This window comes from Mycobacterium sp. 1165178.9, assembly GCF_001673555.1.
In the GTDB taxonomy this organism is placed as follows: Bacteria; Actinomycetota; Actinomycetes; order Mycobacteriales; family Mycobacteriaceae; genus Mycobacterium.
This window is the reverse complement of the sequence record NZ_LZMB01000004.1, coordinates 39,662-51,209: the sequence shown is the minus strand read 5'-3', so window position 1 is coordinate 51,209 and position 11,548 is coordinate 39,662. Positions and strand designations below refer to the sequence as shown.

General features: G+C 66.9%; 10 protein-coding genes. 2 read left to right on the top strand and 8 right to left on the bottom strand.

Annotated features, from left to right (window positions below):
• Window positions 1-648 (top strand): ATP-binding cassette domain-containing protein (locus A5652_RS00395; protein ID WP_156745066.1); only part of this gene is annotated, 648 nt, incomplete at its 5' end.
• Window positions 635-2,440, top strand: coding sequence for a thiol reductant ABC exporter subunit CydC (gene cydC / locus A5652_RS00390; protein WP_082983715.1), 1,806 nt, complete (start codon window positions 635-637; stop codon window positions 2,438-2,440). The genes A5652_RS00395 and cydC, both read left to right, overlap by 14 nt.
• Here cydC and A5652_RS00385 read toward each other — a convergent pair.
• The 8 genes from A5652_RS00385 to trpC all read right to left on the bottom strand — a co-directional run bounded on the left by A5652_RS00385 (window position 2,387) and on the right by trpC (window position 11,487).
• The gene (locus tag A5652_RS00385) at window positions 2,387-3,787 is read right to left on the bottom strand and encodes a bifunctional lysylphosphatidylglycerol flippase/synthetase MprF (RefSeq protein WP_067345340.1); all 1,401 of its coding nucleotides are present in this window, start codon (window positions 3,785-3,787) and stop codon (window positions 2,387-2,389) included. The two genes, cydC and A5652_RS00385, sit on opposite strands and share 54 nt — an antisense overlap.
• A 143-nt stretch (window positions 3,788-3,930) precedes the next feature.
• Window positions 3,931-4,848 (bottom strand): acyl-CoA thioesterase II, encoded by a 918-nt coding sequence (locus A5652_RS00380; protein WP_067345332.1) that lies wholly within the window; start codon window positions 4,846-4,848, stop codon window positions 3,931-3,933.
• Between the two features lie 14 nt (window positions 4,849-4,862).
• Complete coding sequence (pyk, locus tag A5652_RS00375; RefSeq protein ID WP_067345328.1) at window positions 4,863-6,281, bottom strand: pyruvate kinase; 1,419 nt, start codon at window positions 6,279-6,281, stop codon at window positions 4,863-4,865.
• Window positions 6,282-6,347: 66 nt separating this feature from the next.
• Window positions 6,348-6,701: a DUF2752 domain-containing protein gene (locus A5652_RS00370; protein ID WP_067345337.1), complete on the bottom strand. Its 354-nt coding sequence runs from the start codon at window positions 6,699-6,701 to the stop codon at window positions 6,348-6,350.
• Window positions 6,702-6,880: 179 nt separating this feature from the next.
• Window positions 6,881-8,527 (bottom strand): prolipoprotein diacylglyceryl transferase, encoded by a 1,647-nt coding sequence (locus tag A5652_RS00365; RefSeq protein ID WP_067345325.1) that lies wholly within the window; start codon window positions 8,525-8,527, stop codon window positions 6,881-6,883.
• The gene (gene trpA / locus A5652_RS00360; RefSeq protein ID WP_067345322.1) at window positions 8,524-9,339 is read right to left on the bottom strand and encodes a tryptophan synthase subunit alpha; all 816 of its coding nucleotides are present in this window, start codon (window positions 9,337-9,339) and stop codon (window positions 8,524-8,526) included. The genes A5652_RS00365 and trpA overlap by 4 nt, the downstream gene beginning before the upstream one ends.
• The gene (gene trpB, locus A5652_RS00355; RefSeq protein WP_197513667.1) at window positions 9,336-10,598 is read right to left on the bottom strand and encodes a tryptophan synthase subunit beta; all 1,263 of its coding nucleotides are present in this window, start codon (window positions 10,596-10,598) and stop codon (window positions 9,336-9,338) included. Before trpB ends, trpA begins: the two co-directional genes overlap by 4 nt.
• Window positions 10,599-10,668: 70 nt before the next feature.
• Complete coding sequence (gene trpC, locus A5652_RS00350) at window positions 10,669-11,487, bottom strand: indole-3-glycerol phosphate synthase TrpC (RefSeq protein ID WP_067345315.1); 819 nt, start codon at window positions 11,485-11,487, stop codon at window positions 10,669-10,671.
• Between the last annotated feature and the right edge of the window lie 61 nt (window positions 11,488-11,548).

Sequence of the window (11,548 nt, the reverse complement as noted above, 5' to 3'; positions counted from 1 at the left end):
AGCCTCGATCGTCTGACCGTGGACGGCCGCGACGGCCCGGCGCCACGCGATCTGAACGCGATCATCGAACCCGGCTCGGTGACGGTGCTGACCGGACGTAACGGCGCCGGCAAGAGCACCACCCTGCAGGCGATCGCCGGCATCAGCGTGCCATCATCGGGTCGGGTCATCGTGGACGGCGTCGCCGTCGCCGACCTCGAGCCGGCCGCATGGTGGGCGCAGCTGTCCTGGCTTCCGCAACGCCCGGTGCTCGTGCCGGGCACCGTCGACGAGAACCTCATGCTGCTAGGGAACCTCGACGACGTCGAAAAGGCTTGTGCCGACTCCGGGTTCGACACGGTGTTGGCCGAGCTGCCAGAAGCGGGCGGCACCGCGCTCGGACGCGGCGGTGTCGGGTTGTCGCTGGGACAGCGACAACGGCTGGGTCTGGCCCGGGCGCTCGGCTCGACGGCCGCCGTGCTGTTGCTCGACGAGCCGACCGCACACCTGGACGCCGCCACCGAGGAACGCGCCTTGCGGGCCATCGTCGAGCGGGCGCGGGCGGGTGCGACCGTGATCGTCGTCGGCCACCGCGCGCCCGTCCTGGCCATCGGCGACCGGGTGATCGAAGTCGTCGCCGAGCGGGGAGTGCGTTATGCCCCAGCGTGATTCCGCGTCGCGTCGCCGCGCCGCGCCCGCGGCGATCGCAAGCGCGGCGAAGCCGGGCGCTGCGGGTCGGCGCGCTAGGTTACCGTTGGCCGCCGCCGACCTGCTGCGCCCGCGGCTGCCCCGCGTCCTGGCGGCTGTCACGCTCGGGGTCCTTTCGCTAACCAGTGCGCTGGCCCTGGCCGGCGTTTCGGCATGGCTGATCACGCGGGCATGGCAGATGCCGCCCGTGCTGGACCTGTCGGTGGCGGCGGTCGCGGTCCGCATGTTCGCGATCTCGCGGGGCGTGCTGCACTACTGCGAGCGACTGGCCACCCATGACACGGCCTTGCGCGCGGCCGGCACCGCGCGCGTACAGATCTACCAACGCCTGGCGCGCGGACCGGCCGAGGCCTCCATCCGGCTGCACAGCGGTGAACTGGTGGCGCGGGTGGGTGCTGACGTCGACGAGCTCGCCAACGTCCTGGTGCGCGCCCTGGTGCCGATCGGCGTCGCAGTGGTGCTGGCGCTGGCGGCGACGGCGGTCGTCGGTGCCATCTCACCGTCGGCGGCCGTCGTGCTGGCCATCTCCCTGCTGACCGCCGGGTTTGTCGCTCCCCGGCTGGCAGGTCGGGCCGCAGCCACGCAGGAAGACGTCGCCCGGCAGCATCATTCCGAGCGCGACACGTCGGCCATGATCGCCCTCGAACACGCGCCCGAGCTCCGGGTGGCCGGCCTGCTTCCCGATGTCATCGCCGAATCGCAACACCGTCAACGCACTTGGGGCGATTCGCTGGACGCCGCCGCCAAACCGGCCGCCATCGCCGAAGCGATGCCCACCGCGGCGATTGGGGCCAGCGTGCTGGGCGCGGTCGTGTCCGGGATCGGGTTGGCGCACGCGGTCGCCCCCACCACGCTGGCCGTGCTGATGCTGCTGCCGCTGTCCGCCTTCGAGGCGATGACGCCCTTGCCGGCCGCCGCCGTTCAATTGACACGGTCGCGGATCGCCGCGCGTCGACTGCTCGAACTGACCGCTCCCGGGTCTGAGACCACGACGGCGAGAGCGTCCACTCCGCTGCACGTCGGCTCGGGACCGACTTCGGCTTGCGCGAAATTGTCCGCCGACGTGCGTTCGGGTCACGACGATGCGGCACGCTCCACCCGCATCAAGGTGGACCTGGCGCCGGGCGCGCGACTGTGCGTCACCGGCGCCAGCGGATCCGGGAAGACGACCCTGCTGATGACACTCGCCGGCCTGCTGCCGCCACTGGACGGGCAGGTGACGCTGGACGATGTGGATGTGAGCGGGCTCGACGAAGCCGATTTGCGCAGCGCGATCGGCTTTTTCGCTGAGGACGCCCATATCTTTGCCACCACGGTCCGCGACAACCTGTTGGTCGCGCGCGGAGACTGCCCGGACGAGAAACTGACCGCAGCGCTGGAAGCGGTCGGCCTGCAGACGTGGATCGCCGGTCTACCCGACGGATTATCCACGGTGCTGACCGGTGGGGCGCAAGCTCTTTCGGCCGGCCAGCGCAGACGGCTATTGCTCGCCCGGGCGGTGATCTCGCCCGCGGGCATCGTGCTGCTCGACGAACCCACCGAACATCTCGACGTCACCGACGCGGAGCAGATTCTGCGAGATCTGTTGACCCCGGAAACGGGGTTGTTCACCGCGCAGCGGACCGTGGTAGTGGCGACCCACCACCTGCCCGAGGGGCTGGGCTGTCGGCAACTAACCGTCAAGGAGACGCAGGCACACTCAGATGTGTCGCCGCCGCGGCGTGAATTCCAGCGACAACAACACGAACAGTAGCGGAACGATCTGCGTCATGGAGATCAGCGCGTAGCGCCGGGCGTCAAGGGCATGCCATTTGCGTAAATACCGATACAACGATTCGAGGGCGATCAGCGGGTCGAGAACGTGACTCAACCGATAGAAGACGCGTTGGGTCCGTCCACGCTGCTTGTCGTCGAAGATCTCGGGGAACGCGGCGAAGGCAAGCGATACCCGCTGCGCCCCAGTCTCTTTGCCCGCCATGATCATGTCGACGCTGAGCCGCTCGTCAAGGCCGTTCGGGGCACTGCGCCGGCGCCACGGCACGTCGAGGGTGATGTCGCTGCCCCCGCCGGCCGTGGCGTACCGGTGAAACGCCTGCACGGTGCCCGCTTTGTCCCTGGCGATGATCAGCTGAATCCCGGGGAATCGGCCTTCCAGTACGCCGTCGAGGTTCATGTGGAATCCGCGGTCGGCGTGGGCCCCCTTGGATGACTCCCGCACCACCTCGGTGAGCTCGGCCAGCAGCTTGTCGTCGAGTTCCTGCTCCGCCACGATTTCGGTTGTCACGCCGCAGTTGTGGGTGCGTTGCACCGCTTGACGCAGGTTGCGGAATCTGCGGCCCACCATATCGAAGCCGGACACGTCGACCACGACATCCCGGCCAATCGGTATGGGCCGCAACGATTGTCCTAGTAGCGACGAATCGTTCCACAGGCTCAGCCGCCGCTCGCTGCAGCCGACCACGGCGATGCGCCACCCGTGGGCGTGGCAGGTGGCGGCGAAATCGGCGATCAGTTCCGGGAAGTGCGCCTCATCACCCACCGGGTCACCGCCGACCACGGCGATACCCATCCGCGTGCGGTAGGCCAGCGCCGCGGTGCCGTCGGCGGTGAAGTGGTAGCTCTTGCCGGTCTGCATGGTGAACGGGGCAAGCACGTCGCCGCTGGTCGCATTGATCAAGTTCCACAGCCGGGGCAGGTCATCGGGCCGGGGATGGGAGGTCGTCGGCCACATCAACACGATGCCCGAGCTTGCGATCACCACGTCGCCGAACAGATCGAAGGACAACACATGCAGGCCAAGCCCGACCACCACGAATAAGGCGGCAGCGATGGCATGCATCGTCGTCACGGGCCGCCCCAGGAAGATGCCGCGAGCCATCCAGGCCACCGCCACCAGAACGGTCAGCGACCAGGCCAACCGGTCGGTGTAGTCCCAGCTCGGATGGCGGTGGTGGTGAGCGAGTATCCCGATGAACCAGCAGGTGGCGCAGAGCAGCGCCAAAGCACCGATCAGGCGGGCCGCGAGTGAATCGACCGACAGGACAACGCGTTCGCGCGCGCGCGTTCTCGCTGCCGTGACGTCCACTACCGGGCCGTTCACAATCACCTCCCGATGCGCTGATATCAGCCGGCGGCTTGATCGCCGCCTGTGCACCGCTTCCCGACCACGTCAACGCTACGCCCGAACACGACCGTTTCGGGGCCGAATTCGCACGAGAGATTCCGCACCTATTCGGTCACGTTTTAGCGGCCCGAAGAAGGGAAGTATTTGAGCACGCCTTCTTGCACGACCGTGGCCAGCGGTTGCCCGGACCGATCGAAGAAATATCCCGTGCCCAGCCCGCGCGAATCGGCTGCTACCGGCGACGATGTGGAGTACAACACCCAGTCGTTGAAGTTGACCTGCCGGTGAAACCAAATGGAATGATTGGCCGACGCGGCGAATATGCGGTCGAATCCCCACGAAAGACCGTGCGTGGTGATAACCGAGTCCAATACCGTGGTGTCCGACGAATACACCATTGTTGCCGTGTGCAATAAGGGGTCGTCGGGAAGGTCGCCCAGGGCCTTGACCCAGACCCGATTGTGCGCGAGGCGGTCGCCCTTGGTGCGCATCACCCATGCCGGGTCGTTGGTGTAACGCCATTCGATGGGCTGCAATGCATTGACGAAGTGCGGAACGGTCTGCTCGTAGCCGCGCAGCAGTTCGCCGATCGTGGGCTGCGTGTGCGGCTCGGCCACCTGTGGCGGCTCGATGCCGTGCTCCAGGCCGCGGCCGCCGGCCATGTAGGAGATCATCGCCGAGCACAGCAGCGTGCCGTCTTGCATCGCATCGACGCGCCGATTGGCGAAGCGGCGCTCGTCGCGCAGCCGGGTGACGCGAAACTCGATGTCCTTGGCGGTGTCTCCCCCATTGATGAAATGCACCGACAGCGCGCTCGGCGGCAGGTCGTCGCGAATCAGGCTGCGACTGCTCGCGACGAACGACTGCGACATCAGCTGGCCACCGAAGGTTCGCATCGGGTTCTTGCTCGGGTGCGAACCGATGAACAGGTCGTCTTCGACACGGTGGAGGTCGAGTGTCGCCAGCAGCTCCGCGAAATCCGAATGGGCCTGTGCCGCGGCTTCTTCTGGGTCTCGAGACTCACAGCCGGCCGCCACACGATCTCCTCTACCTAGACGTCGTCCTCCCCGATCCGGTGCACGTGGATGAGGTTGGTTGACCCTACTGTGCCAGGTGGCGCGCCGGCGACGATGACCACCAGGTCGCCGCGCTTGTAGCGCCCGAGCTCCAACAGCGACTTGTCGACCTGGCGGATCATGCCGTCGGTCGAGGTCATCATCGGGACGATGAACGTTTCGGTGCCCCAGGTCATGGCGAGCTGGCTACGCACCTCGGGCCACGCCGTGAAGGCAAGCAGCGGCAGCGGGGTATGCAGGCGTGCGAGGCGCTTGACCGTGTCGCCGGACTGAGTGAACGCGACCAGTGCCTTGGCGTCGAGCCGCTCGCCGATGTCGCGGGCGGCATAGGAGATCACCCCGCGTTTGGTGCGCGGCACGTGTGTCAGCGGCGGCGCGGCCGTGGAATTGTCCTCGACCGCGCAGATGATGCGCGCCATCGTCCGAACGGCCGCCAGCGGGTACTTCCCCACCGAGGTTTCCCCGGACAGCATCACCGCGTCGGCGCCGTCAAGGACCGCGTTGGCGACATCCGAAGCCTCGGCCCGGGTCGGCCGTGAGCTCTCGATCATCGAATCAAGCATCTGGGTCGCCACGATCACAGGTTTCGCGTTCTCCCGGGCCATCTGGATGGCCCGCTTCTGCACCAGCGGAACTTCTTCCAGGGGCAGTTCGACGCCAAGGTCGCCACGGGCCACCATGATCGCGTCGAAGGCCAGCACGATGGCTTCCAGATTGTCGACCGCCTCCGGCTTCTCCAGCTTGGCGATCACCGGCACCCGCCGGCCGACGCGGTCCATCACCTCGTGCACCAACTCGACGTCGGATGGCGAACGCACGAAGGACAGCGCAACCAGGTCCACCCCGAGTTCCAGCGCGAAGGTGAGGTCCTCCACGTCCTTGTCCGACAGGGCCGGTGCGGACACGTTCATCCCGGGAAGCGAGATGCCCTTGTTGTTGCTGACCGGCCCGCCCTCGACGACCGTGCAGATGACGTCGTCGCCCTCGATACCGTCGATGAGCAGGCCGACCTTGCCGTCGTCGACGAGAATTCGGTCACCGACCGTGGCGTCCTCGGCCAACTTCTTGTAGGTGGTCGACACCCGGTCGTGGTCACCTTCGCAGTCGGCCACGGTGATCCGCACCGTTTCACCGTCGGCCCAATACGTCGGGCCGGTGGCGAAACGTCCCAGTCTGATCTTGGGGCCCTGCAGGTCAGCGAGCACGCCGACGGCTCGGCCCGTGGCATCGGACGCGGACCTGACACGCTCGTAGGCGGCTTTGTGATCGGAGTAGTCGCCGTGGCTGAAGTTCAACCGGGCGACGTCCATTCCGGCCCCAACCAGGGCCAGGATCGACTCATCCGAACTGGTCGCGGGGCCAAGGGTGCAGACGATCTTTCCGCGTCTACTCACGCCGACCCAGCATAGTCGCGTGTGAACCCCGCGGCGCGCACATAATCGCCGCCGCGCAGTGTGCTCTTACCCACCAAGAACGGTGGGAAACAACGGGAAGGCGGGCAGGTTACGCAGCACCGTCCAGGCGATCGTCGCGAGCACGATCGTCAGCAACGCCACTTTGGACGGCCACCCCTTGCCGCGGGCGCGGCGCACCAGCATCCACGCGATCAGCAGCGGGATTCCCACGAGCGCGAAGACGTTGTCGTGGATGGCGGCGATCAGGTCGCCGTGCAACAGGTCGTGCGTCATCCGCAGGCCGCCGCAAAACGGGCAGTTCCAGCCTGTGAGCAACTTGAACGGGCACGCCGGGTAGACGGAACTGGGGCTGTGCGGGTCGGCCAGGGCGACGTAGCCGAGCGCGCCGCCCAACGCCACGCCGGTACCGGCCGCGACGAAGATGCGATGACGCCGCGCGCCGCACGGATGGGGTTGTCCCGGGGTCTGCGCGGGCGGATGAGGCTGCATCACTTAGCCCGCTGACCTTGCGTTGGTCACGCCTTTCAGGATGCCAGATCCGTTGCGCCCCGCCGTGCGAAGTCGGGGCACGGCGGCGGTTAGCGGCCCGACAACCTGTTCCGCAGTCGCGAGCCCCATCGCCGACGCGGTTCCGGCTGAGCCGGGGTCGTTTCGGCGGGCTCTTCGGGCTCGGGTTTTTCGGATTCGGGTTCGGTGGCCGCCGCCGAGTCGACGTCTGCCGTTTCAGGTTCGGCTGCCTCGGCTGTTTCGGCGACAGGCTCGTCGTCCGAATCCTCGTCGACGGACTCGTCTTCCGTTGCGGCTTCCGGTTCTTCGGCTTCAGGTTCTTCGGCTTCAGGTTCTTCGGCTTCCGCGTCGGCTTCGGCCTCCGGCTCGTCGGCTTCGACCTCGGTGGCTTCCGCTTCCGGTTCGTCAGGCTCCTCGGCTTCGGGCTTTTCCGCTTCGGGCTCTTCCGCTTGCAATTCCTCGGCTTCGGCTTCGGACTCTTCGGCTTCGGACTCTTCCGTTTCGGGCTCTTCCGCTTCGACCTCTTCCGGTTCCGCGTCGAGCTCTTCAGCTTTGCCTACCGGCTCGTCCGACTCGGAGCCCTCGGCTGCGGGCTCGGTTTCGGGCTCGGCTTCCGTTTCGACCTCGAGCCCGTCTGTCCCGGCCTCACTCGGTTCCACACCGGCGGCCGCTTCCGTCGAGTCCGCCACCGGTTCTTCTGCGGCCGCGGCGGCGCTGTCGTCAGCCTCCACCGTCTCCCCCGACCCTGGCGGCGCGTCGGCCCCCGCCGCAGCGCCCGCAGCAGTCGTCGCGACGGCCACCGGTGCGGGCTCATCCTCCGACTCGGCGACGGCCGCTCCCTCGTCGAGGTACTCGTTGCCGCGCAGGCTGGCGGGATCTTCGCGCCCCTTCGGCGCCGCCATCAGGTACACGACGGCCCCGATGAACACAAAAGTCGATGTGAACGAGTTGATCCGGATGCCGGCGATGTGGGTGGCGGTGTCGTCGCGCAGCAGCTCAACACAGAACCGCCCCACGCAATAGCCCGCCACATACAACGCGAACAGTCGGCCGTGGCCCAGATTGAAGCGCCGGTCGGCGTAGATCAACGCGATGAAAACCAACACATTCCAGATCAATTCGTAAAGGAACGTCGGCTGCACCACGAATGCGATCTGGCCCGTCGAGATGCCGTCCAGCGAATGCGGGTCGATGTATCCCGAGGGGTCTCGGCGGTAGAAGACCTCCAGGCCCCACGGCAGGGTGGTTTCGCGGCCATAGAGTTCCTGGTTGAAGTAATTGCCGAGCCGACCAATGGCCTGCGCCAGAATGATTCCCGGGGCCAGCGCGTCGGCGAAGGCCGGAAGCGGAATCCCGCGCCGGCGGCAGCCGATCCAGGCGCCGACGCCTCCGAGGGCCACCGCGCCCCAGATGCCCAGCCCGCCGTCCCAGATCCGCACGGCCGCCCCGAGTCCCGCGCCGCCGGGGCCCCAATAAGTGCGCCAGTCGGTGGCCAGGTGGTAGAGCCGACCACCGATCAACCCGAACGGCACGGCCCACAGCGCGATGTCGTAGATCACGCCGCGCTCGCCGCCGCGGGCTACCCAGCGCCGGTCACCGATCAGCAATGCGACCACGATGCCGGCAATGATGAACAGCGCGTAGGCCCGGATGGGCAGTGGCCCGAGGTGCCATACACCCTGCGACGGGCTCGGAAAATAGGCCAGTAGTTTCGTCACGAGGCGGCCGCCCTCTGACGAACACCGGCGGCGAGTTCTTCAGTCAGTGCACGCAATGCAGTCAACCCTCCGTCTCCCAGCGCCGACACCAGCGCGGACCCGACAATGACGCCGTCTGCGTAGCCGCCGATTTGGGCGGCCTGCTCGCGCGATCGCACTCCCAGACCGACGCCGACAGGTATGTCGGATATCTCCTTGACTCTGCTCACCAACTCGGGCGCCGCGTTGGACACGACGTCACGCGCCCCCGTCACGCCCATAGTCGAAGCCGCGTAGACGAAGCCGCGCGACGCCTCGACCGTCATTGCCAACCGCTGCGGCGTCGAGGACGGCGCGACGAGAAAGATCCGGTTCAACCGATACTCGTCGGACGCCGCCAACCACTGGGCGGCCTCGTCGGGGATGAGATCGGGCGTGATCAGGCCGTGCCCGCCGGCCGATGCCAGATCCCGCGCGAACGCGCCAACCCCGTAGCGCACCACCGGGTTCCAGTAGGTCATCACCACGGCGTGGCCACCCGCCGCGCTGATCGCCTCGACCGCGGCGAGCGTGTCGCGAACGCGAACTCCCCCGTTTAGCGCGATCTCGGTGGCCTTGGCGATGGTCGGGCCGTCCATGCCGGGATCCGAATAAGGAATGCCGACTTCGATGATGTCGCAACCCGATTCGACCAGTGCGGTCATCCCCTTCACCGATGTCGGCACGTCGGGGTAACCGGTGGGCAGATAACCGATCAGCGCCGCGCGGTTGTCTTTGCGGCAGCTATCGAATACCGACTCGAGCTTGTCCGCTTCACTGTGTTTGACCGTCATCGATCGCTGGATCCCAACAGCCCGAACCACTTCGCGGCGGTCTCGACGTCCTTATCGCCGCGGCCGGACAGGTTGACCACAATGATCGCGCCCCGCCCCAATTCCGGGCCCAATTTCAGGGCACCGGCTACCGCGTGCGCCGATTCGATCGCGGGGATGATTCCCTCCGTGCGGCACAGGATGCGGAACGCATCCATCGCTTCGGAGTCGGTAATCGGACGGTACTCGGCGCGTCCCGTCTCGCGCAGATACGCATGTTCTGGGCCTACTCCCGGGTAGTCGAGACCCGCTGAGATGGAATGGGATTCGATGGTCTGCCCATCCTCGTCCTGCAACAGGTACGAAAACGATCCCTGAAACGCACCAGGTGAGCCACCGCTGAATGTCGCAGCGTGCCTTCCGGTTTCGACACCATCGCCGGCGGCCTCGAATCCGATCAACCGCACGTTCGGGTCGTCGATGAAAGGGTGGAAGATGCCGATGGCATTGGAACCGCCGCCGATACAGGCCACTACGGCGTCGGGCAGCCGGCCCGCCTGGGCCTGGATCTGGGCGCGTGCCTCGAGGCCGATGATGCGTTGGAAGTCGCGCACCATGGCCGGGAAGGGATGCGGGCCGGCCGCGGTGCCGAAACAGTAGAAGGTGGTGTCGGCATTGGTAACCCAGTCCCGGAACGCCTCGTTGATGGCGTCCTTGAGTGTCTTCGAACCACTTTCGACCGAGACGACCGTGGCCCCGAGCAGCCGCATCCGAGCCACGTTGAGTGCCTGACGCTCGGTATCGACGGCGCCCATGTAGATCACGCATTCGAGGCCGAGCAAGGCGCACGCGGTGGCGGTCGCCACGCCGTGCTGGCCGGCACCGGTCTCGGCGATCACCCGCTTCTTGCCCATCCGCTGGGCCAGCAACGCCTGCCCAAGCACGTTGTTGATCTTGTGAGAACCGGTGTGGTTCAGGTCTTCTCGCTTGAGGAAGATGCGCGCGCCGGCCTGGTCGGACAGCCGGGGCGCCTCATACAGCGGCGACGGTCGGCCCGCGTAATTCGCCTGCAGGTAATCGAGGGTGTCCAGGAAATCCTGGTTGACACGTTCCTTCTCGTAGGCGGCAGTGACCTCTTCGATCACAGCCATCAACGCCTCGGCGACGTAGCGGCCGCCGTACACGCCGAAATGGCCACCCGCATCGGGTTCGTGACGGGTGGGTTCTGCGATGGCTGCGCTCGGGAGCGGAAGGTCCGGGCGGGACAGGTCCACCATCACCAAGGCTCTACGCGGGGATGGCTCATGGGTTCAACGTATCAGCGCAGGGGCTTGTGGAGTGACGTAGCGACTAGCGAGCCGGTTTCGGACAGGACGGATGTGTGCCCGCGGTAACCAGGTCGGCAACCGCGGCGCGCGGATCACCGCTTTTGACCAGGCCTTCGCCGACCAAGACGGCATCGGCACCCGCACCGGCATACGCCAGCAGGTCGCCGGTACCGCGCACACCGGACTCGGCGATCCTGATCACGTTGCTGGGCAGCCCGGGAGCGATGCGCGCGAAGCAATCCCGGTCCACCTGCAGTGTCGCCAGATCGCGGGCGTTGACGCCGATTACTTTGGCGCCGGCCTTGAGCGCCCGGTCGGCTTCCTCTTCCGTGTGCACCTCGACGAGCGCCGTCATGCCCAGCGATTCGGTGCGGTCCAGCATCGACACCAACGCCGACTGCTCCAGCGCGGCGACGATGAGCAGCAGCATGTCGGCGCCGTGCGCACGGGCTTCGTGGATCTGATAGGGCTGCACGACAAAGTCTTTGCGCAGAATCGGTATCGAGACCGCCGCCCGAACCGCGTCGAGGTCGTCGAGCGAGCCGTGGAAACGTCGCTCCTCGGTCAAGACGCTGATGATGCGGGCGCCACCGTCTTCGTAGGCGCGCGCCAGCTTGGCCGGATCGGCAATGGTCGCCAGGGAACCCGCCGACGGGCTCGCGCGCTTGACTTCGGCGATGACGCCGATTCCGGGCTCGCGCAGGGCGGCCATCACATCGCGTGGCGGCGGCGCGGCCGCGGCGGCGGCTTTGATCTCCGACAGGCTGATGAGCGCTTCGCGCGCGGCAACGTCCGCCCGGACCCCCTCGAGGATGGAGTCAAGCACGGTTGCCGGACTCATGCCTGTCGTTTCCCTTCGCCCTGTCGTCCGCTGTAATCCCACGGCCACTGTGTGTCCCGAG

Coding starts and splice junctions, on each gene's coding strand:
- cydC (WP_082983715.1), top strand. CDS start 635: ATGCCCCAGCGTGATTCCGCGTCGCGTCGCCGCGCCGCGCCCGCGGCG.
- trpA (WP_067345322.1), bottom strand. CDS start 9,339: ATGACGGTCAAACACAGTGAAGCGGACAAGCTCGAGTCGGTATTCGAT.
- trpC (WP_067345315.1), bottom strand. CDS start 11,487: ATGAGTCCGGCAACCGTGCTTGACTCCATCCTCGAGGGGGTCCGGGCG.